This window comes from Enterobacter vonholyi (assembly GCF_008364555.1).
In the GTDB taxonomy this organism is placed as follows: domain Bacteria; phylum Pseudomonadota; class Gammaproteobacteria; order Enterobacterales; family Enterobacteriaceae; genus Enterobacter; species Enterobacter vonholyi.
This window is the reverse complement of the sequence record NZ_VTUC01000008.1, coordinates 110,225-129,879: the sequence shown is the minus strand read 5'-3', so window position 1 is coordinate 129,879 and position 19,655 is coordinate 110,225. Positions and strand designations below refer to the sequence as shown.

General features: G+C 60.2%; 22 protein-coding genes. 18 read left to right on the top strand and 4 right to left on the bottom strand.

The genetic code is table 11. The features are described from left to right. Positions 1-5 precede the first annotated feature (5 nt). The 11 genes from phnF to phnP are packed head-to-tail and all read left to right on the top strand — an operon-like array spanning position 6 to position 7,985. A complete protein-coding gene (phnF, locus tag F0319_RS14315) occupies positions 6-731 on the top strand; it encodes a phosphonate metabolism transcriptional regulator PhnF (RefSeq protein WP_149367237.1) in 726 nt (241 codons plus the stop codon). Further along, the gene (gene phnG / locus F0319_RS14310; protein ID WP_149367236.1) at positions 732-1,184 is read left to right on the top strand and encodes a phosphonate C-P lyase system protein PhnG; all 453 of its coding nucleotides are present in this window, start codon (positions 732-734) and stop codon (positions 1,182-1,184) included. Next, positions 1,181-1,765, top strand: coding sequence for a phosphonate C-P lyase system protein PhnH (gene phnH / locus F0319_RS14305; RefSeq protein ID WP_127729318.1), 585 nt, complete (start codon positions 1,181-1,183; stop codon positions 1,763-1,765). The genes phnG and phnH overlap by 4 nt, the downstream gene beginning before the upstream one ends. Continuing rightward, a complete protein-coding gene (locus F0319_RS14300) occupies positions 1,765-2,829 on the top strand; it encodes a carbon-phosphorus lyase complex subunit (RefSeq protein WP_149367235.1) in 1,065 nt (354 codons plus the stop codon). The genes phnH and F0319_RS14300 overlap by 1 nt, the downstream gene beginning before the upstream one ends. Further along, on the top strand, positions 2,822-3,667 hold the full coding sequence (locus F0319_RS14295; protein ID WP_048990321.1) for an alpha-D-ribose 1-methylphosphonate 5-phosphate C-P-lyase PhnJ: 846 nt from the start codon (positions 2,822-2,824) through the stop codon (positions 3,665-3,667). Before F0319_RS14300 ends, F0319_RS14295 begins: the two co-directional genes overlap by 8 nt. Next, positions 3,664-4,419, top strand: a complete 756-nt coding sequence (gene phnK / locus F0319_RS14290; RefSeq protein ID WP_149367234.1) for a phosphonate C-P lyase system protein PhnK — start codon at positions 3,664-3,666, stop codon at positions 4,417-4,419. The genes F0319_RS14295 and phnK overlap by 4 nt, the downstream gene beginning before the upstream one ends. A 9-nt stretch (positions 4,420-4,428) precedes the next feature. After that, the gene (gene phnL, locus F0319_RS14285; protein ID WP_149367233.1) at positions 4,429-5,109 is read left to right on the top strand and encodes a phosphonate C-P lyase system protein PhnL; all 681 of its coding nucleotides are present in this window, start codon (positions 4,429-4,431) and stop codon (positions 5,107-5,109) included. After that, entirely contained in the window at positions 5,106-6,242 is a 1,137-nt protein-coding gene (gene phnM / locus F0319_RS14280) for an alpha-D-ribose 1-methylphosphonate 5-triphosphate diphosphatase (RefSeq protein ID WP_149367232.1), read from the top strand. The genes phnL and phnM overlap by 4 nt, the downstream gene beginning before the upstream one ends. Beyond that, entirely contained in the window at positions 6,239-6,790 is a 552-nt protein-coding gene (gene phnN / locus F0319_RS14275) for a ribose 1,5-bisphosphokinase (protein WP_149367231.1), read from the top strand. Before phnM ends, phnN begins: the two co-directional genes overlap by 4 nt. After that, a complete protein-coding gene (gene phnO, locus F0319_RS14270) occupies positions 6,783-7,217 on the top strand; it encodes an aminoalkylphosphonate N-acetyltransferase (RefSeq protein ID WP_111964182.1) in 435 nt (144 codons plus the stop codon). The genes phnN and phnO overlap by 8 nt, the downstream gene beginning before the upstream one ends. A 9-nt stretch (positions 7,218-7,226) precedes the next feature. Further along, complete coding sequence (phnP, locus tag F0319_RS14265; RefSeq protein WP_149367230.1) at positions 7,227-7,985, top strand: phosphonate metabolism protein PhnP; 759 nt, start codon at positions 7,227-7,229, stop codon at positions 7,983-7,985. A gap of 51 nt (positions 7,986-8,036) precedes the next feature. Here the strand turns inward: phnP and yjdP are convergent, their stop codons facing one another. The 3 genes from yjdP to F0319_RS14250 form a co-directional block, all read right to left on the bottom strand. Then, positions 8,037-8,360 carry a DDRRRQL repeat protein YjdP gene (gene yjdP / locus F0319_RS14260; RefSeq protein ID WP_033144428.1) on the bottom strand — a complete coding sequence of 108 codons (324 nt, stop codon included), beginning with the start codon at positions 8,358-8,360 and terminating at the stop codon, positions 8,037-8,039. 75 nt (positions 8,361-8,435) lie between these two features. Beyond that, positions 8,436-9,062, bottom strand: coding sequence for a GNAT family N-acetyltransferase (locus F0319_RS14255; RefSeq protein WP_149367229.1), 627 nt, complete (start codon positions 9,060-9,062; stop codon positions 8,436-8,438). 121 nt (positions 9,063-9,183) lie between these two features. Then, a complete protein-coding gene (locus F0319_RS14250) occupies positions 9,184-11,463 on the bottom strand; it encodes an ATP-binding protein (RefSeq protein ID WP_149367228.1) in 2,280 nt (759 codons plus the stop codon). A gap of 181 nt (positions 11,464-11,644) precedes the next feature. Here F0319_RS14250 and F0319_RS14245 point away from each other — a divergent pair, with 181 nt between their 5' ends. The 7 genes from F0319_RS14245 to lpxO all read left to right on the top strand — a co-directional run bounded on the left by F0319_RS14245 (position 11,645) and on the right by lpxO (position 18,792). Beyond that, positions 11,645-13,159 (top strand): sugar ABC transporter ATP-binding protein, encoded by a 1,515-nt coding sequence (locus F0319_RS14245; RefSeq protein WP_111964185.1) that lies wholly within the window; start codon positions 11,645-11,647, stop codon positions 13,157-13,159. 2 nt (positions 13,160-13,161) lie between these two features. Continuing rightward, the gene (locus tag F0319_RS14240; protein ID WP_149367227.1) at positions 13,162-14,157 is read left to right on the top strand and encodes an ABC transporter permease subunit; all 996 of its coding nucleotides are present in this window, start codon (positions 13,162-13,164) and stop codon (positions 14,155-14,157) included. A 30-nt stretch (positions 14,158-14,187) separates the two neighbouring features. Continuing rightward, complete coding sequence (locus tag F0319_RS14235) at positions 14,188-15,129, top strand: ABC transporter substrate-binding protein (RefSeq protein ID WP_126817613.1); 942 nt, start codon at positions 14,188-14,190, stop codon at positions 15,127-15,129. Positions 15,130-15,178: 49 nt separating this feature from the next. Next, entirely contained in the window at positions 15,179-15,865 is a 687-nt protein-coding gene (locus F0319_RS14230) for a D-lyxose/D-mannose isomerase (protein ID WP_111964188.1), read from the top strand. 10 nt (positions 15,866-15,875) lie between these two features. Further along, on the top strand, positions 15,876-16,736 hold the full coding sequence (locus F0319_RS14225) for a ketose 1,6-bisphosphate aldolase (RefSeq protein WP_111964189.1): 861 nt from the start codon (positions 15,876-15,878) through the stop codon (positions 16,734-16,736). Continuing rightward, positions 16,736-17,740 carry a carbohydrate kinase family protein gene (locus tag F0319_RS14220; RefSeq protein ID WP_111964190.1) on the top strand — a complete coding sequence of 335 codons (1,005 nt, stop codon included), beginning with the start codon at positions 16,736-16,738 and terminating at the stop codon, positions 17,738-17,740. Before F0319_RS14225 ends, F0319_RS14220 begins: the two co-directional genes overlap by 1 nt. 143 nt (positions 17,741-17,883) lie before the next feature. Further along, on the top strand, positions 17,884-18,792 hold the full coding sequence (lpxO, locus tag F0319_RS14215) for a lipid A hydroxylase LpxO (protein WP_115876902.1): 909 nt from the start codon (positions 17,884-17,886) through the stop codon (positions 18,790-18,792). A 3-nt stretch (positions 18,793-18,795) separates the two neighbouring features. On the opposite strand, the gene F0319_RS14210 is transcribed toward lpxO, so the two are convergent. Beyond that, the gene (locus tag F0319_RS14210) at positions 18,796-19,527 is read right to left on the bottom strand and encodes a response regulator (RefSeq protein ID WP_149367226.1); all 732 of its coding nucleotides are present in this window, start codon (positions 19,525-19,527) and stop codon (positions 18,796-18,798) included. Positions 19,528-19,655: the final 128 nt, after the last annotated feature.

Sequence of the window (19,655 nt, the reverse complement as noted above, 5' to 3'; positions counted from 1 at the left end):
TTTCTATGCACTTATCCAGACATCCGACCAGTTACCCCACCCGATGGCAAGAGATCGCGGCAAAGCTCGAAGTAGAGCTGCGCACGCACTACCGCTGCGGGGACTACCTCCCTGCCGAGCAGCAGCTTGCTGACCGCTATGAAGTGAACCGCCACACCCTGCGTCGCGCCATTGACCAGCTGGTCGAGCGCGGCTGGGTGCAGCGCCGTCAGGGCGTGGGCGTGCTGGTGCTGATGCGCCCGTTCGACTACCCGCTGAACGCCCAGGCGCGCTTTAGCCAGAACCTGCTGGATCAGGGCAGCCATCCGACCAGCGAAAAGCTGCTCTCGGTATTAAGACCGGCCTCCAGCCACGTGGCGGACGCGCTGGGCATTCAGGAGGGCGACAACGTCATCCACCTGCGCACGCTGCGCCGCGTCAACGGCGTGGCGGTGTGCCAGATCGATCACTACTTCGCGGACCTCGCCCTCTGGCCGGTGCTGCAGAATTTCTCCAGCGGATCGCTGCATGATTTTCTCCAGAATGCGACAGGCATTGCGCTGAAACGCACCCAGACGCGCATCAGCGCCCGCCGCGCGCAGGCGAAAGAGAGCAAAGTACTCGAAATCCCCAATATGGCCCCGCTGCTCTGCGTGCGCACCCTCAACCACCGTGACGGCGAGATCGACGCGACGGAATACTCCGTCAGCCTGACCCGCGCCGACATGATCGAATTCACCATGGAGCACTGAATGCACTTCGACACCGCCACCCGACAGCGCTGGATGCGCGTGCTGGCCCACAGCCAGCCTGCTGCGCTCTCTGCCCGCATGAACGCCCTTAGCCTGGCCCCCGGGTACGACATCCTCCGCGCGCCGGAGATCGGCCTTGTGCAGATCCAGGCGCGCATGGGCGGCACCGGCGAGCGCTTTTTCGCCGGGGATGCCACCCTCACCCGCGCAGCGATCCGCCTGCACAGCGGCACGCTGGGCTACGGCTACGTGCTGGGGCGTGATAAAGCGCACGCCGAGCGCTGCGCGGTCATCGACGCGCTTTTACAGGAACAACCGCATTTCCAGACGCTGATGGAAACCCTTATTTCCCCGCTGGAGGCCGACCGCGCCGCACGTATTGCCGCGCGTCAGGCCGAAGTGAATACCAGCCGGGTCGACTTCTTTACGCTCGTTCGCGGAGACAACGCATGACGCTTCAACCCGCTTTTACCCTGGCCGTCCAGGATGCCCAACACAGTTTTCGTCGCCTGCTGAAAGCCATGAGCGAGCCGGGCGTGATTGTCTCGCTGCACCAGCTCTCTCAGGGCTGGTTGCCGCTGAACCTGGCGACCACCAGCGTGCTGCTGACCCTGGCCGACAACGATACCCCGGTATGGCTTTCGGGCGCCCTGTCTAACGATATCGCCAGCCAGAACCTGCGTTTTCACACCGGCGCCCCGCTGGTTGAACAGCCGCAGCAGGCAATCTTTGCCGTGGCCGACGAACAAATCAGTCATGAACAGCTGAATGCCCTGAGCGAAGGCTCCGCCGTCGCCCCGGAAACCAGCGCCACGCTGATTTTGCAGGTCACCAGCCTGAGCGGCGGCCGCATGCTGCGCCTGACGGGGGCAGGCATCGCCGATGAGCGCATGGTTGCGCCGCAGCTGCCGGAGTGCATCATTCACGAGCTGACCGAGCGCCCGCACCCGTTCCCGCTGGGCATTGACCTGATCCTGACCTGCGGCGAGCGCCTGCTGGCCATCCCGCGGACCACCCACGTGGAGGTGTGCTGATGTACGTTGCCGTCAAAGGGGGCGAGAAGGCTATCGCCGCCGCCCATGCGCTGCAGGCGCACAGACGACGGGGCGATGAACAGCTCCCTGAGCTGAGCGTGGCCCAAATCGAGCAGCAGCTAAACCTCGCCGTCGACCGGGTGATGACCGAAGGCGGCATCGCCGACCGCGAGCTGGCGGCGCTGGCCCTGAAGCAGGCCAGCGGCGATAACGTGGAAGCGATCTTCCTGCTGCGCGCCTACCGCACTACGCTTGCCAAACTGGCGGTGAGCGAGCCGGTCAATACCGCGGAGATGCGCCTGGAACGCCGCATTTCTGCCGTTTATAAAGACATCCCCGGCGGCCAGTTGCTTGGCCCCACGTACGACTACACCCACCGCCTGCTGGATTTTACCCTGCTGGCGAACGGCGAAGCGCCGACGCTCAGCACCTCCGTTGCCGAACAGGAACCGTCTCCGCACGTTTTCAGCCTGCTGGCGAAACAGGGCCTGGCGAAGGCGGAAGAAGATTCAGGCGCGCAGCCGGATGACATCACCCGCACGCCGCCGGTTTACCCGTGCTCGCGCTCGTCCCGCCTGCAGCAGCTGATGCGCGGCGACGAGGGCTATCTGCTGGCGCTGGCCTACTCCACCCAGCGCGGCTATGGGCGCAACCACCCGTTTGCCGCCGAAATTCGCAGCGGCTACATCGACCTTGAAATCGTGCCGGAAGAGCTGGGTTTTGCGGTGAACGTCGGCGAACTGCTGATGACCGAATGCGAAATGGTCAACGGTTTTTTCGCGCCTGAAAATGAAGACCCGCACTTTACCCGCGGCTACGGGCTGGTGTTCGGCCTCGGCGAGCGCAAGGCCATGGCCATGGCGCTGGTCGACCGCGCCCTGCAGGCACCCGACTACGGCGAGCACATTTCCGGCCCGGCGCAGGACGAAGAGTTTGTGCTGGCCCACGCGGATAACGTCGAAGCTGCGGGCTTCGTCTCGCACCTCAAGCTGCCGCACTACGTCGATTTCCAGGCCGAACTGGAACTGCTGAAACGCCTGCAACGGGAGCGCAAACATGGCTAACTTAAGCGGCTACAACTTTGCATATCTGGATGAGCAAACCAAACGCATGATCCGCCGAGCGATACTTAAAGCGGTGGCGATTCCGGGCTATCAGGTGCCCTTCGGCGGCCGCGAGATGCCGATGCCCTATGGCTGGGGCACGGGCGGTATTCAGATTACCGCCAGCGTGATCGGCGAGGCGGACGTGCTGAAGGTCATCGACCAGGGCGCCGACGACACCACCAACGCCGTGTCGATCCGCAGCTTCTTTCAGCGGGTAACGGGCGTCGCGACCACGGAAAAAACCGAAGACGCGACGCTGATCCAGACCCGCCACCGCATTCCCGAAACCCCGCTCGCTGAAGATCAGATTCTGATTTTCCAGGTGCCGATTCCGGAGCCGCTGCGCTTTATCGAGCCGCGCGAAACCGAAACCCGCACCATGCACGCCCTGGAAGAGTACGGCGTGATGCAGGTGAAGCTGTATGAGGATATCGCCCGCTTCGGCCATATCGCCACCACCTATGCGTACCCGGTGAAGGTCAACGGGCGCTACGTCATGGACCCGTCGCCGATCCCGAAATTCGATAACCCGAAGATGGACATGATGCCCGCCCTGCAGCTGTTCGGCGCCGGGCGCGAAAAGCGCATCTACGCCGTCCCGCCGTACACGCGTGTCGAAAGCCTGGATTTCGACGATCACCCGTTTACGGTTCAGGAGTGGGACGAGCCGTGCGCCATCTGCGGATCCAAACACAGCTATCTGGATGAAGTGGTGCTGGATGACACGGGCAAACGGATGTTTGTCTGCTCCGACACCGATTTTTGCCGCCAACAGAGCGAGGCGAACGGCCAATGAAACCGCTGCTTTCGGTTAATAACCTGACCCACCTGTATGCGCCGGGCAAAGGCTTTAGCGACGTGTCGTTCGAGCTGTGGCCGGGCGAAGTGCTGGGCATTGTCGGCGAGTCCGGCTCCGGCAAAACCACCCTGCTGAAGTGCATCTCCGCGCGCCTGACGCCGCAACACGGCGAGATACTCTACCAGGGACACTCCCTTTACGGCATGAGCGAGGCCGAGCGCCGCCGCCTGCTGCGCACCGAGTGGGGCGTGGTGCATCAGCACCCGATGGACGGCCTGCGCCGTCAGGTCTCTGCGGGGGGGAATATCGGCGAACGCCTGATGGCTACCGGCGCGCGCCACTACGGCAACATCCGCGCTACGGCGCAGCACTGGCTTGAAGAAGTTGAAATTCCCGCCTCGCGCATCGACGACCTGCCGACGACCTTCTCCGGTGGGATGCAGCAGCGTCTGCAGATTGCCCGCAACCTGGTCACCCATCCGAAGCTGGTGTTTATGGATGAACCCACCGGCGGGCTGGACGTCTCGGTGCAGGCGCGACTGCTCGACCTGCTGCGCGGCCTGGTGGTGGAACTGAACCTTGCGGTGGTGATTGTCACCCACGATTTAGGCGTCGCGCGCCTGCTGGCGGACCGTCTGCTGGTGATGAAGCAGGGTCAGGTGGTGGAAAGTGGGTTAACTGACCGCGTGCTCGACGATCCCCACCATCCCTATACCCAGCTGCTGGTGTCGTCCGTGTTGCAGAACTAAGAGGCCAACATGATCCACGTACAAAACGTAAGTAAGACCTTTGTGCTCCACCAGCAAAACGGCGTACGCCTGCCGGTGCTGCAAAATGCCTCACTGGAGGTGAATCGCGGCGAATGCGTGGTGCTGCACGGCCACTCCGGCAGTGGAAAATCCACCCTGCTGCGCTCCCTGTACGCCAACTATCTGCCCGACGAAGGCCATATTCATATTCGCCACGGCGATGAATGGGTCGACCTGGTACAGGCCCCCGCGCGTAAGGTGCTGGAGGTGCGCCGCTCAACGATCGGCTGGGTGAGCCAGTTTCTGCGGGTGATCCCGCGGATCTCCGCCCTGGACGTGGTCATGCAGCCGCTGCTGGATCTTGGCGTACCGCGTGAAACCTGTGCCGCCAAAGCCGCCAGCCTCCTGACGCGCCTCAACGTGCCCGAGCGCCTGTGGCACCTTGCCCCGTCGACCTTTTCCGGCGGCGAGCAGCAGCGCGTCAATATCGCCCGCGGCTTTATCGTCGACTACCCGATTTTACTTCTGGATGAACCCACCGCCTCGCTCGACGCTAAAAACAGCGCGGCCGTGGTGGCGCTGATCGAACAGGCCAAAGCGCGCGGGGCGGCGATCGTCGGGATCTTCCACGACGAGAGCGTTCGCACCCGCGTCGCGGACAGGCTGCACCCGATGGGGACAAACGCATGATTATCAATAACGTCAAGCTGGTGCTGGATAATGAGGTGGTTGACGGCTCGATTGAGATCCAGGACGGAACAATCCGCGCGTTTGCTGAAACCCAGAGCCGCTCGCCCGAGGCGATGGACGGTGAAGGCGGCTGGCTGCTGCCGGGGCTGATTGAACTGCATACCGATAATCTGGATAAATTCTTCACCCCGCGCCCGAAGGTCGACTGGCCCGCGCATTCTGCGATGAGCAGCCACGACGCGCTGATGGTCGCCAGCGGCATCACCACCGTACTGGACGCGGTGGCGATTGGCGACGTGCGCGACGGCGGGGACCGTCTGGAGAACCTGGAGAAGATGATCAACGCCGTGGAAGAGACGCAAAAGCGGGGCCTCAACCGCGCCGAGCACCGCCTGCACCTGCGCTGCGAGCTGCCGCACCACACCACCCTGCCGCTGTTTGAAAAGCTGGTCGGCCGCGAGCCGGTGTCGCTGGTCTCCCTGATGGACCACTCGCCGGGACAGCGCCAGTTCGCCAACATTGAAAAGTATCGCGAATACTATCAGGGCAAATATTCTCTCAGCGATGCAGAGATGGCGCGTTACGAAGAAGAGCAGCTGGCGCTTGCGGCACGGTGGTCGCAGCCTAACCGTTTCAGGATTGCGGCGATGTGCCGGGACCGCAATATCGCGCTGGCCAGCCATGACGATGCCACACACGATCACGTGCTCGAATCCCACCAGCTTGGCAGCGTGATCGCCGAATTTCCCACCACGTTCGAGGCGGCTGAAGCCTCCCGCAGGCACGGCATGAACGTCCTGATGGGCGCACCGAATATCGTGCGCGGCGGCTCGCACTCCGGCAACGTCGCGGCAAGCAGGCTCGCGTCCCTCGGCCTGCTGGATATCCTCTCGTCCGACTACTACCCCGCCAGCCTGCTCGACGCGGCGTTCCGGGTGGCCGACGACGAGGGCAACCGCTTTACGCTGCCGCAGGCGATTCGCCTGGTGACGAAAAACCCGGCCTCGGCGCTTAATCTGCAGGATCGCGGCGAGATAGCCGAAGGCAAGCGGGCGGATCTGGTCCTGGCCCACCGCAAGGGCGAACACATCCATATCGACCACGTCTGGCGTCAGGGAAAGAGGGTGTTCTGATGGGAAGACTTATCTGGCTAATGGGGCCGTCCGGCTCCGGTAAGGACAGCCTGCTGTCCGCCTTACGGCAGCAGGAGCATCCGCAGCTGCTGGTGGCGCACCGGTACATTACCCGCGCGGCCAATGCGGGGAGTGAAAACCATATCGCCCTGAGCGAGCAGGAGTTTTTCACCCGCGCCGGGCAAAATCTGCTGGCGCTGAGCTGGCACGCCAATGGCTATTACTACGGAATCGGCATCGAGACCGATCTGTGGCTGCATGCGGGGTTCGACGTGCTGGTCAACGGCTCGCGGGCGCATCTTTCGCAGGCGCGCGCCCGCTATGGGGCAGCCCTGCTGCCGGTCTGCCTGCAGGTTTCACCGGAGGTTCTGCGCAGCCGGTTGCAGAGACGGGGTCGTGAATCCGCCCGCGAGATCGACCAGCGGCTGGAACGTGCGGCGCGCTACACCCCGTCCGACTGCCATATCCTTAATAACGACGGAAGTTTGCTACAGTCAGTCGATACCTTTTTATCGCTTATCCGTCAGAAGGAGAAACAGCATGCCTGACTGCAGGCTTCGTCCCGCCACCGCCGACGATACGCAAATCGTCTATGCGTTAATCTGCGAATTGAAACAGGCGGAATTCGATCGCCAGGCGTTTCACGCGGGCTATCTTGCCAATCTGCAGGATCACAATATGCGCTACCAGCTTGCCGAGCTGGACGGGCAGGTCATCGGCATGATCGGCCTGCACCTGCAGTTTCACCTCCATCACGCGCGCTGGATCGGCGAGATCCAGGAGCTGGTGGTGATGCCGCAGGCGCGCGGGCTAAAAGTGGGCAGCCATCTGCTCGCCTGGGCAGAGGACGTCGCGAGACAGGCCGGCGCTGAGCTGACCGAGCTCTCCACCAGCGTGAAGCGCACCGACGCCCACCGTTTTTACGTCCGTGAAGGATATACGCAGAGCCATTTTCGATTCACTAAACCGCTGTAGAGGTGCGTTATGAGTCTGACGATCGCGTTAACAGGAACCGGAAGCGCCCAGCTCGTGCCGGTCTTTGGCTGCGACTGCGCGGCGTGTCGCCGGGCGCGTCTGCAGGAGACCTATCGCCGTCGCCCCTGTAGCGCGGTGGTCAAATTCAACGATGCGGTGACCCTGCTGGACGCGGGTATTCCGCACCTGATGGACGACTGGCCCGCAGGCAGCTTTCAGCAGTTTTTGCTGACCCATTATCATATGGATCACGTTCAGGGGCTGTTCCCCCTGCGCTGGGGCGTGGGCGCGACGATCCCCGTTTACGGTCCGCCGGATGAAGCGGGCTGTGACGACCTGTTTAAACATCCGGGGATTCTGGATTTCAGCCATACGGTCGAACCGTTTGTGATGTTTGAACTTCAGGGAATGCGGGTTACGCCGCTGCCGCTCAACCATTCGAAACTGACCTTCGGGTATTTGCTGGAGTCGGCCCACAGCCGCGTAGCCTGGCTCTCCGATACCGCCGGGCTGCCGGAAAAAACGGTGAAGTTCCTGCTCAACAATCAGCCGCAGGCGATGATTATCGACTGCAGCCATGCACCGCGCGACGAAACGCCGCGAAACCATTGCGATTTAAATACCGTGATGGCGCTAAACGAGGTGATTGGCTGTCCGCAGGTGATCCTGACCCACATCAGCCATCAGTTTGACGTGTGGATGATGGATAACCCGCTGCCCGACGGCATTGAAGCAGGGTATGACGGGATGGTGCTGGTCCTGGATTAGTTTTCTCCCTCTCCCGTGGGAGAGGGTTGGGGTGAGGGCAAGAGGCCGCACTTAGCCTCGATCGTAATCGTCTTCCAACCTGCGCTCGTCCTCTTCCAGACGACGTCTGTCGTCATCCAGCTGGCGCTGGCGCTCGTCTAAACGGCGGCGCCTGTCTTCGAGCTGCCGACGACGATCGTCGTACTGTCGACTGTCGATTTGACGGCTGCGGTCATAACGATCGTCGTCGTCATTGCTGCGGCTGCTGCTGGGGTTGTAGGCATCGTTGATCGCCTGCTGAATGTTGCCAATAGCATCATCAACAATGTCGGCATGAGCCAGTTGGCTGGTGAGAGACAGCAGACCAAATAACAGAGCAGTTGAGTAACGTTTCATAAGGCCAGACTCGCAGGTGAACTGGCTTTACGATAATCAACGGCAGGAAACGGGGGTAGCGGAGGAATCTCAAATTCAGTTGTGTCCTGGGACTTCCATCAGTTGATTCGCACGCTGTTTATTTTCTGCAACCAGGACGATGCCATAGCATTTTTGATCCGGCGAATGGCTCCAGATACGATCTTCGGGGATACACCCTCCGTCATAGATAACCTTGCTACCATCATACGGCCAAAATGCGCCCTGCTCGGTATCGAGAACAAATACAGCGATTTGGTCAGACTCGCGGGCAATTTTTTGCCAGAGCATCTTCCCACCCTCATATTGTTCAAAGTCGCTGACAAGCGTCACGCCACACTGTAATACCAGGGCTTCATACAGGCGAGTTGCCAGTCCCTTGTCACGCTCGGCGGGATCAACGCAGATACCTTCTACCTGAATAACACTGGCATCTTCCCAACAGCGCTCGACGGCAATAATATCTTCACCCAAATGCGTTTTACGTTGTAAATCCAGGGCAGCAACAACCCGATGCCGGGGCACTCCATCGAAGGTTTCGATATCCGCTTCAATAATCGCAGCTCTTGGCGTCTGGCTATCAAAAATAACATGTAGCACTCGCCCGGAAAGCTCAAACTCATCAACGAGTTTAAACGACCTGGCAATTGTGCTCGGGCTGTATGTTGTAGGCATCACGATCATTTGTGAGTCCCCCTTTGTGAGTACCGGCATAATTCCTTTTATATCCCAATCTGCTAAATTTTGCGCAGATTAACATCACCGGCGTTAACGATGCTCTTGATGAAATCCTAAACAGGGGCATTTAAAAACATATTTTCCGCAGCGCCTGCGCCAACTGCACCCGCGTAAACGGCTTACGCAGTAATGGAACGTCCGGCAGCTGAGGATTATGCGCGGGCCGTAAATCCTGGCCGCTGATCAGCAGCACCGGAAGCTGCGGATAATGATTACGCACATGGCTAATCACCTCGGCCCCGCTCAGGCTTCCGGGCAACATCAGGTCGCTGATAAACATGCCAATATCCGGCGACGCCGCCAGCATGCTCAGCGCCTGCTCGCCGTTGTCCGCTTCGAGCGTCAGATAGCCAAGCTGGTGCAGCTGCTCGCACAGGGTCTGACGGACATCCGCCTCATCTTCCAGCACCAGCACCAGCCGCTCGCTATCGACGGAGGCGGTGGCAGATAATGCTTCATCAACTGCAGCAGCGGGCAGCGTCGAGCGCGGGAGGTGTAGCCGGACGGTTGTCCCCTGCCCCGGCGCGCTCTCGATCTCCACACGACCGCCGGACTGGCGGACAAAGCCATAGACCATCGACAGGCCTAACCCGCTCCCGCTCCCGGTCTGCTTGGTGGTGAAGAACGGTTCAAAGACCCGGGATTTCACCTCCTGCGACATGCCGCTGCCGCGGTCAATGACCTCCAGTGCCACCATATCCTGCCTGCGCCCGTCGCTGCGGGTGACGCGCTGATTCCAGGTGCGAATTTTAATCACCCCGCTTTGCCCTTCCATCGCATCGCGCGCGTTCATCACCAGGTTGATGATGGCATTTTCCAGCTGGCTGACGTCTATCCAGGCGGGCCATGCAGGGGATTGCGCTTCAATCTCCAGGGTCAGGGTAGCAGGCAGGGAGTGGCGCAGCAGTTCCCGGAGGTTCTCCAGCAGCGGCAGCATCTCTACAGCATGCGGGGTCAGGGATTGCTTGCGGGAAAACGCCAGCAGTCGCTGGGTCAGTAAGGCGCCACGCTCGGCCGCCTTTAGCGCCCGGGTAATGCGCGGCGCGTCTTTTGATTCAGGGTCGGTGAGCTCAAGACTGCCGATGATCACCGCCAGCAGGTTGTTAAAATCATGCGCCAGCCCGCCCGTCAGCTGTCCGACGGCCTTCATCTTCTGGCTGTGCAGGAGCGCCTCTTCCAGCCCCTGACGCTCAATGCGGTCGATCTCCATCTGCGTTGTTTTTTCTTTCAGCAGACGCGTGGTGTGTTCAAGCGAGGCGGTGTTGCGGGCAAAAACGTTGAACGCGCGCGCCAGCTCACCCAGCTCATCGCGCCGCTGCAGGGCGGGAACGGAGACATCCTGTTCGCCGTGAGCAAGACGCGACATCGCCCGGGAAATGGCCGTCAGGTTGGAGGCCAGATGGCGGTAGATATACCAGCAGGCACACCCGGTGATGATCAGCGCCAGCACGGCGAAGATGCTGATAAACACGCTGATGGATTGTAGCTCGTGATGACTCTGGGCGGTGCGAAGCCGGGAGGCCTGCGCCACCTGCTCAACGTACTGATTGATGTCGCTGTTGAGGATCGCCACCAGCGCCTTGATGTGGAACATGTACCAGCTTATCGCCAAATCGCTCTCCTCCAGCCGCTTCGAGAGCGGGCCGAGCTTACCTAACTCGGCATTAAAATCAGGCAGAACTTCCTTCACGACCGGCTGTGCGGCACTCCGGGGCAGCGTTGCGGCCACCGCGTCCAGCTGCTGAACGGTCGCGCGCGGCGAAGGGGTGTCAATGGCGGCGGCGATCAGCCGGTCCATCTCCATCAGCTGCTGCGCATTCGGTACGTTGCTGTCATAACGGCGGTTGATGTCCTGCAGATGGCGCAGGTAGCTCTGGCTTTGATACAGCGAGCTCAGCAGCGCGTTACGCTCCAGATGGCGTCGCTGTCCTCGCTCCAGCATCTCCGTCACGCTCTGCTGTAACTCATTGCTTCGTTGAATAATACGCGCCACCAGGGCCGGCTCCTGCTGCGCCAGCGGCGCCTCCGCAAGCTGCTCCAGCGAATGGCGCAGGGCCATTTGCGTCTGCTTCAGGCGCTCGGCTTCCCCTTTGTACTCGAGCGCCCCCACCACCTGCGAGAGCCGCACCGCCGCCGTCGCCACGTTGGCGGTATCGCGGGCCAGGTTCATGCTGCCGGTCATATCGTCCAGCGTTTGCTGCTGCACCTGCTCCTGGATTTGGCTGGCGTGACGAAAGCCGAGCACCGCCACGCCGCTCGCCATTAGCGTTACGGCAACCACCAGCAGATTAAAAATCAGCAGGCGACCGCGGGCGCTGGCGAAAAAGGGCGGGCGGCGTGATGGCATGGATTGAGGCTCCTTTGCGGTTTGCTGCCCTCACCCTGCCCCTCTCCCACAGGGAGAGGGAAAAGGAAAATGTGATGGCGATTAGCTATTCATAACTATGACAAATATGAACAGCTTCTGACATTTTGCATTTACGCACCTGTGATGAAGTGCAGAAATCGGTATTCACAGGAGATCCGCCATGAGCAGAACCCCGGTATTAGAGATGCGCAGCATTGCCAAAACGTTTGGCAGTTTCCACGCGCTCAAGGGTGTGGATTTGACGGTTTTTCCCGGTGAGATCCACGCGCTGATGGGCGAAAACGGCGCGGGAAAAAGCACGCTGATGAAAATCCTCGCAGGGGCCTATACTGCCACCAGCGGCGAGATCCTGATCGACGGTCAGCCATTTCACATTAAAGGGCCGAAGGATGCGCTGGCCGCAGGCATCACGCTGATTTATCAGGAGATGCAGCTCGCGCCCAATCTCACCGTAGCCGAAAATATCTTCCTCGGCAGCGAACTGTCGCGCGGCGGGCTGGTCCAGCGCAAGGAGATGGCAGCCCAGGCGCAGGCGGTGATTGACCGCCTCGGCGCGCAGTTCAGCGCCACCGATCTGGTGATGAAGCTGACCATCGCCGAACAGCAGCAGGTGGAAATTGCCCGCGCGCTGCACCGCAACAGCCGCATTCTGGTGATGGATGAACCCACCGCCGCCCTCTCCTCCCGCGAAACGCATCGCCTGTTTGAACTGATTTTGCGCCTCCGCGATGAAGGGATGGCGATCATCTATATCAGCCACCGCATGGCGGAGGTCTATGAACTCTCTGACCGCGTCAGCGTTCTGCGCGACGGGCAGTACGTCGGGAGCCTGACGCGCGACAAGCTGAACGCGTCGGAACTGGTGAAGATGATGGTGGGCCGCCCGCTAAGCGACCTGTTCAACAAGGAGCGTGATATTCCCCTCGGCAGCCCGCGTCTCAACGTCCACCACCTCACCGACGGTAAAAAAGTACAGCCGTGCAGCCTGCAGGTGCGTTCCGGCGAAATCGTCGGGCTGGCGGGACTGGTCGGGGCCGGACGTTCCGAGCTGGCGCAGCTTATCTTCGGCGTGCGTAAAGCCACGGGCGGCATGATTGAGGTCGACGGCGAGCCGGTGGTGATCCATTCGCCGCGCGCGGCCATCGAAAACGGCATCGGTTTTCTCACCGAAAACCGCAAGGAGCAGGGGCTGTTTCTGGAGCTGGCGGCGCAGGAGAACATCACCATGGCGACGCTGGAGCGCGACGCGACCTTCGGTATGTTAAACCGCAAAAAAGCCCAGTCGATTTCCGATGACGCCATCGCCCTGCTCAACATCCGCGTGCCTCATTCGCAGGTGCGCGCGGGCGGGCTGTCCGGCGGAAATCAGCAGAAGCTGCTCATCTCCCGCTGGGTCGCCATCGGCCCACGCATTCTGATTCTGGACGAACCCACGCGCGGCGTGGACGTCGGCGCGAAAAGCGAGATCTACCGCATCATGAACCAAATGGCCCGCAAAGGGGTGGCAATTTTAATGATCTCCAGCGAGCTGCCGGAAGTGGTGGGGATGAGCGACCGGGTGTACGTGATGCGGGAAGGCAGCATTGCGGGTGAACTTCACGGGCGCGACATCTCTCAGGAAAACATCATGACGCTGGCAACCGGCGTAAACGACACTCATCATCAGGCGGTGTAACCATGACACATTCAACCAGTCCGCAGCAGGTGGCGAAATCCGCCTCCGCAAAAAAAATGCTGATGAGCGATCTGATGCAAACGGTCGGTATCCTGCCGATTCTGATCCTGATTGTGGCGGTATTTGGCTTTATCGCCCCCAACTTCTTTACCGAGAGCAACCTGCTCAACATCACCCGTCAGGCGTCGATCAACATCGTGCTAGCGGCGGGAATGACCTTTATTATCCTGACCGGCGGGATTGACCTCTCCGTGGGTTCGATTCTCGGCACCACGGCGGTGGCGGCGATGGTGGTGTCACTGATTCCTGAGTTCGCCATGCTCTCCATTCCGGCCGCGCTAATGCTCGGCATGGTGCTGGGCCTGTTCAACGGCGCGCTGGTGGCCTTTGCCGGGCTGCCGCCCTTTATCGTCACGCTCGGCACCTACACGGCGCTGCGCGGCGCGGCCTATCTGCTGGCCGACGGTACGACGGTCATTAACTCCAACATCAACTTCGAGTGGATCGGCAATAACTACCTCGGCCCGATCCCCTGGCTGGTGGTGATCGCCCTGGCGGTCATTGCGGTGTGCTGGTTCATCCTGCGACGCACCACGCTCGGCGTTCACATCTACGCCGTGGGCGGCAACATGCAGGCGGCGCGCTTAACGGGCATCAAGGTCTGGCTGGTGCTGCTGTTTGTCTACGGCATGAGCGGCCTGCTCTCCGGCCTCGGCGGCGTCATGAGCGCCTCACGCCTCTACAGCGCTAACGGTAACCTCGGCACGGGTTACGAGCTGGATGCAATTGCGGCGGTGATCCTCGGCGGCACCAGCTTCGTCGGCGGGATCGGCACGATCACCGGCACGCTGGTCGGTGCATTGATCATCGCCACCCTCAACAACGGCATGACGCTGATGGGCGTCTCCTATTTCTGGCAGCTGGTGATCAAAGGGGCGGTGATCATCATTGCGGTGCTGATCGACAAATACCGTACCCGACACCATCAAAGTGCATAACAACAATACCCTACGAGTGAGGAAGACAAGATGCGTTTGAAACCGTTAGTAACCGCGCTCTGTGCTGGCGCGCTGCTTGCCGCAACGCCGTTTGCGCAGGCGAAAGATCTCAAGTCCATTGGCGTGACGGTGGGTGACCTGGCCAACCCGTTCTTCGTGCAGATCACCAAAGGTGCCGAGCTGGAAGCGCGCAAGCTGGCGGGGGATAACGTCAAGGTGACGCTGGTCTCCAGCGGTTACGATCTGGGCCAGCAGGTGGCGCAGATCGACAACTTCATCGCCGCGAAGGTGGACATGATCATCCTCAACGCCGCGGATTCCAAAGGGATCGGCCCGGCGGTGAAGCGCGCGAAGGACGCCGGGATCGTGGTCGTGGCGGTTGACGTAGCGGCTGAAGGGGCGGATGCCACCATCACCTCCGATAACACCCAGGCGGGTGAGATGGCCTGTAAGTACATTACCGACCGCCTGAAAGGGAAAGGCAACGTGGTGATCATCAACGGGCCGCCGGTCTCTGCGGTGCAAAACCGCGTGGAAGGGTGCCAGACGGAGTTCAAAAAACATCCGGATATCAAGGTGCTCTCGGATAACCAGAACGCTAAGGGCAGTCGTGAAGGCGGTCTGGAAGTCATGACCTCCCTGCTGGCGGCCAATCCGAAGATCGACGGCGTGTTTGCGATTAACGATCCGACCGCGATCGGCGCCGATCTGGCCGCGAAGCAGGCGCAGCGCAATGAGTTCTTTATTGTCGGCGTGGATGGCAGCCCGGACGGTGAGGAAGCGCTGAAGCGCGAAAACTCCCTGTTTGTCGCGACCCCGGCGCAAGATCCGCAGGTTATGGCGGCAAAAGCGGTGGAGATCGGCTATGACATTCTTCAGGGCAAACCTGCGCCGAAAGAGCCTGTGCTGATCCCGGTGACGATGATCGATAAAAAGAACGTCGGCACGTATAAGGGGTGGACGGTTAAATGATCCTTTTCCCTCTCCCGCAGGGAGAGGGAACTGTTTTCAAGGAGTCCCCATGAAACGCTCCGACATCAATGAAATTCTCGGCCACACGCGACAATTCTTTTCCATGCACGACGTGCATCTCCCGCCTTTTGCCAGCTTTCCGCCAACAAAATGGCAGCAGCTTGACCAGGCCGCGTGGCAGGAAGTGTTCGATCTCAAGCTCGGCTGGGACGTGACGGCGTTCGGCGGCAACAGCTTTGCCGCAGAGGGCCTGACGCTGTTTACCCTGCGCAACGGCTCGCCCAACGGCGTACCTTATGAAAAATGCTATGCCGAAAAAATCATGCACGTTCGAGACGGCCAGGTCACGCCAATGCATTTTCACTGGCGCAAGCGCGAAGACATCATCAACCGGGGCGGCGGTAATCTGATTATTGAGTTATGGAATGCCGGGGCGCATGAAGAGACGGAAAACACCGACGTGACGGTCACCGTCGACGGCTGCCGTCAGACCCACGCTCCCGGCAGCCAGCTGCGCCTGCTGCCCGGGGAAAGCATCTGCCTGACGCCCGGTCTTTACCACAGTTTCTGGGGCGAACGCGGCTTCGGTGACGTGCTGGTCGGGGAAGTGTCCTCGGTTAATGACGATGAACACGACAACCACTTTTTGCAGCCCGTTGCCCGCTATAACAACATAGAAGAAGACGAACCGGCGCTGCTGGTGCTGTGCAACGAGTACAACCTGTTTCGGATATAAGGGGTAAATAATGCCATTAATTTCTCTTGCCGACGGTCTTGCGCACGCCAGACAGCACCGCTACGCGCTGGGCGCGTTTAACGTGCTCGACTCCCACTTCCTGCGCGCGCTGTTCGCCGCCGCAAAGCAGGAACGCTCGCCGTTTATCATCAACATCGCCGAAGTGCATTTTAAGTACGTGTCGCTGGATTCCCTTGTCGAAGCGGTTAAGTTCGAAGCCGCCCGTCACGATATTCCCGTGGTGCTCAACCTCGACCACGGCCTGCATTTTGACGCCGTCGTGCGCGCCCTGCGCTTAGGGTTCAGCTCGGTAATGTTCGACGGCTCTACGCTGAGCTACGAGGAAAACATCCGCCAGACGCGGGAAGTGGTGAAAATGTGCCACGCGGTCGGCGTGTCGGTGGAGGCGGAGCTGGGCGCGGTCGGTGGCGATGAAGGCGGCGCGCTTTACGGACATGCGGATGAAGCCTTCTTCACCGATCCGCAGCTGGCGCGCGAATTTGTTGATTCAACCGGCATCGATGCGCTGGCCGTCGCCATCGGCAACGCGCACGGCAAGTATAAAGGCGAGCCGAAGCTCGATTTCCCGCGCCTGGACGCCATTCGCCAGCAGACGGGGCTGCCGCTGGTTTTACACGGCGGCTCCGGGATTAGCGATGCTGACTTCCGCCGCGCCATCGAGCTGGGCATTCATAAAATCAATTTCTATACCGGGATGTCGCAGGCCGCGCTTGCCGCCGTTGAGCAGCGCATGGCTAACCGCCAGCCGCTGTACGACGAGTTTGCCGAGCTGCTGCTGGGGATAGAAGAGGCGATTACGGATACGGTCGCCGAACAGATGCGCATCTTCGGCAGCGCGGGGCAGGCATAATGGAACGTAAAGGCATCATCGCCGCAGGCAATATGCTGGTGGACCACGTCCACCAGATCGTGCAGTGGCCGGAGCGCGGCTGGCTGGCGGAAATCACCCACAGCGAACGCTCAACCGGCGGCGCGCCGCTCAACGTCCTGCTGACGCTGGCGAAAATGCACGTTGGCCTGCCGCTGCAGGCGGTGGGGCTGATTGGCGAAGATGGCGACGGGGACTACATTCTGGCAATGCTCGACCAGTACCACGTCAACCGCCAGCGCGTTCAGCGCACCACATTTGCGCCAACCTCCATGTCGCAGGTGATGACCGATCCCAGCGGACAGCGCACCTTTTTCCACTCGCCGGGGGCCAACCGCCTGCTGGATCTACCCGCCTTCGATCGCTTAGACGGATCGATGAAGATCTTCCATCTCGGCTATCTCCTGCTGCTCGACAGCCTGGATATGCCCGATGACGAATTTGGCACCCGCAGCGCGCGGCTGCTGGCGCAGATGCGTGACCAGGGGTATGAAACGTCGCTCGATCTGGTTTCCCGCAAGGGCGACCCGCGCTATCAGCCGCTGGTGCTCCCTGCCCTGCGACATCTCGACTATCTGGTAATTAACGAGCTGGAGGCCGGTGAGTTTAGCGGCCTGACAATGCGTGACGAAAACGACGCCCCGCACGTTGCCCATATCGCCGACGCCGCGGCGCAGCTGCTGGCGGCCGGGGTACGCCAGCGGGTGGTGATCCACTGTCCGGAAGGAGCATGGGGAGAAGCACATGGTGAAGAGGGTCGCTGGATCCCGTCATGGATGCTGGAGCAGGAAGAGATTATCGGCAGCGTCGGCGCGGGCGATGCCTTTTGCGCAGGCTTTTTATACGGCTGCCATGAATCGCTGCCGCTAACAGAGAGTATTTATCTGGCACACGCCTGCGCGCGAGCAAGCCTGCTGGCCGCCAATGCGATTGATGGCGCAAAAACGCTGGCCGAGCTGCAGGCGTTTATTCGCGAGAGTGTTTAATTTAACAATAATTGCGATTTTTCATTACAGATCTATGAATTTTACATCTCCGAACTACACTCTCTCCATCTGGCATATTCGGCGTGGGCAGCACTCTGTCCGCACGCTTTTCCGAAATGAGATAGAAAGAGGACAAGGGAAAAATGTTCGCAGCCATCATCATCGGTATTTTCATTATCAGCGTTATTTATGCGCATTCACGCGGCAAAGAAAAACAGACGCTTTCCCGTCAGCTCTTCGACCATTCGACGTTCATGGCGCCCATCAATATGTTTATGACGGCTTTTTCTTCCCTGCCCGCCAGGCAGCCTTTCTTTGAAACAGAACGTTTTCCTGAATTAAATAAGCTGACGGAAAACTGGCTGATTATTCGCGAAGAGGCGCTGCGTTTGCAGCACCATATTAAGGCGGCGGAAAATAATAACGACGCTGGCTTTAACACCTTTTTTAAACGCGGCTGGAAACGGTTTTACCTGAAATGGTATGCCGATGCCCATCCCTCCGCGCAGTCTTTATGCCCGGTGACGACCCGGCTGGTGAGTGAAATCCCCTCGGTGAAGGCGGCCATGTTTGCCGAGCTTCCGGCGGGTGCAAAGCTTGGCAAGCACCGGGACCCGTACGCGGGCTCGGTTCGTTACCATCTGGGCTTATTCACACCGAATGACGACCGCTGCTTTATTGAAGTCGACGGGCAGCGCCACAGCTGGCGGGATGGTGAAGCCGTTATTTTTGATGAGACCTACGTCCACTGGGCAGAGAATAAATCGGATCAAACGCGCATTATTCTCTTCTGCGATATTGAGCGTCCGATGAAATGGCGCTGGGCGCAGGCGGTTAACCATTGGGTGGGGACCACGCTGATGTCTGCAGCCAGCTCACCGAATGACGAGAATGACAGCACCGGCGGCATAAACCGCATTTTTAAATACGTTCATGCGGGCCGCGAGCGGGGGCAGCGTCTGAAAAAAAGAAACCGTAAGGCCTATTACGCCCTCAAGTATCTGTGCATCATCGCAATTTTTGCCGCCATCATTGTTCCGGCAATAACGTAAGCCTTATGCCGCCTGCTCGGGCCGGCTCACGTCGGTGGCAAACACGTAACCCAGCCCGCGGATCGTTTTGATGAGCGCAGGCTGATGCGGGTTAGCCTCTATTTTCCGGCGCAGGCGCATGATTAGCACGTCAATCGTGCGGTCGAACACGTCGGCGCTTTCGCTGTGGGTCAGCTCAAGCAGCCTGTCACGGCTTAGCACCCGACGGGCATTCTGCGTGAGCGCCAGCAGCAGGCCGTACTCTCCCTGGGTTAAGGGCACGGGATTACGCTGCGGATCGCTCAGCTCGCAGCGGGTGGTATCTAGCGTCCATCCGTTAAACGCAATGCCCGCGGCGGGTGCTGCGGGAGCTTCCGCCGCCAGCACACCCGTACGGCGCAGCACCGCTTTCACGCGGGCAACCACCACGCGCGGGTTGAACGGTTTGGCAATATAATCGTCGGCCCCCATCTCCAGCCCCACCACCACGTCTGACTCACTCCCCAGCCCGGTTAGCATCACAACCGGTAGCGCCGGGCGCTGCTTTTGCAGCTGCAGCAGAACCTGCAGGCCGTTGATATCCGGCAGCATCATATCCAGCAGCACCAGCGCGATATTCGGCTCCTGTTGTACCCGGCGAAGTGCATCCTGGCCGTTATGGCAGACAAGCACGCTAAAGACGTGCTCGCTCAGCACGTCCTGAAGCAGTTCGCAGACTGCCGTATCGTCATCAACCACCAGAATCGCCGGTTTCATCGTATGCTTCCGTCAGGAGATTATGTTAAGTCTGAACTATTCTGCCGTCGGCTCCAGTCAAAAGGTTTTTTCAGTGACGGAAATTCAACCCATGTCACATCCGCCGCCCTGTCGACACGTCAATTTTG

Coding starts and splice junctions, on each gene's coding strand:
- phnM (WP_149367232.1), top strand. CDS start 5,106: ATGATTATCAATAACGTCAAGCTGGTGCTGGATAATGAGGTGGTTGAC.
- phnO (WP_111964182.1), top strand. CDS start 6,783: ATGCCTGACTGCAGGCTTCGTCCCGCCACCGCCGACGATACGCAAATC.
- F0319_RS14210 (WP_149367226.1), bottom strand. CDS start 19,527: ATGAAACCGGCGATTCTGGTGGTTGATGACGATACGGCAGTCTGCGAA.
- F0319_RS14220 (WP_111964190.1), top strand. CDS start 16,736: ATGGAACGTAAAGGCATCATCGCCGCAGGCAATATGCTGGTGGACCAC.
- F0319_RS14235 (WP_126817613.1), top strand. CDS start 14,188: ATGCGTTTGAAACCGTTAGTAACCGCGCTCTGTGCTGGCGCGCTGCTT.
- phnG (WP_149367236.1), top strand. CDS start 732: ATGCACTTCGACACCGCCACCCGACAGCGCTGGATGCGCGTGCTGGCC.
- lpxO (WP_115876902.1), top strand. CDS start 17,884: ATGTTCGCAGCCATCATCATCGGTATTTTCATTATCAGCGTTATTTAT.
- phnL (WP_149367233.1), top strand. CDS start 4,429: ATGATCCACGTACAAAACGTAAGTAAGACCTTTGTGCTCCACCAGCAA.
- F0319_RS14255 (WP_149367229.1), bottom strand. CDS start 9,062: ATGATCGTGATGCCTACAACATACAGCCCGAGCACAATTGCCAGGTCG.
- F0319_RS14240 (WP_149367227.1), top strand. CDS start 13,162: ATGACACATTCAACCAGTCCGCAGCAGGTGGCGAAATCCGCCTCCGCA.
- F0319_RS14295 (WP_048990321.1), top strand. CDS start 2,822: ATGGCTAACTTAAGCGGCTACAACTTTGCATATCTGGATGAGCAAACC.
- phnP (WP_149367230.1), top strand. CDS start 7,227: ATGAGTCTGACGATCGCGTTAACAGGAACCGGAAGCGCCCAGCTCGTG.
- F0319_RS14230 (WP_111964188.1), top strand. CDS start 15,179: ATGAAACGCTCCGACATCAATGAAATTCTCGGCCACACGCGACAATTC.
- F0319_RS14225 (WP_111964189.1), top strand. CDS start 15,876: ATGCCATTAATTTCTCTTGCCGACGGTCTTGCGCACGCCAGACAGCAC.
- yjdP (WP_033144428.1), bottom strand. CDS start 8,360: ATGAAACGTTACTCAACTGCTCTGTTATTTGGTCTGCTGTCTCTCACC.
- phnF (WP_149367237.1), top strand. CDS start 6: ATGCACTTATCCAGACATCCGACCAGTTACCCCACCCGATGGCAAGAG.
- F0319_RS14245 (WP_111964185.1), top strand. CDS start 11,645: ATGAGCAGAACCCCGGTATTAGAGATGCGCAGCATTGCCAAAACGTTT.
- phnK (WP_149367234.1), top strand. CDS start 3,664: ATGAAACCGCTGCTTTCGGTTAATAACCTGACCCACCTGTATGCGCCG.
- phnH (WP_127729318.1), top strand. CDS start 1,181: ATGACGCTTCAACCCGCTTTTACCCTGGCCGTCCAGGATGCCCAACAC.
- F0319_RS14300 (WP_149367235.1), top strand. CDS start 1,765: ATGTACGTTGCCGTCAAAGGGGGCGAGAAGGCTATCGCCGCCGCCCAT.
- F0319_RS14250 (WP_149367228.1), bottom strand. CDS start 11,463: ATGCCATCACGCCGCCCGCCCTTTTTCGCCAGCGCCCGCGGTCGCCTG.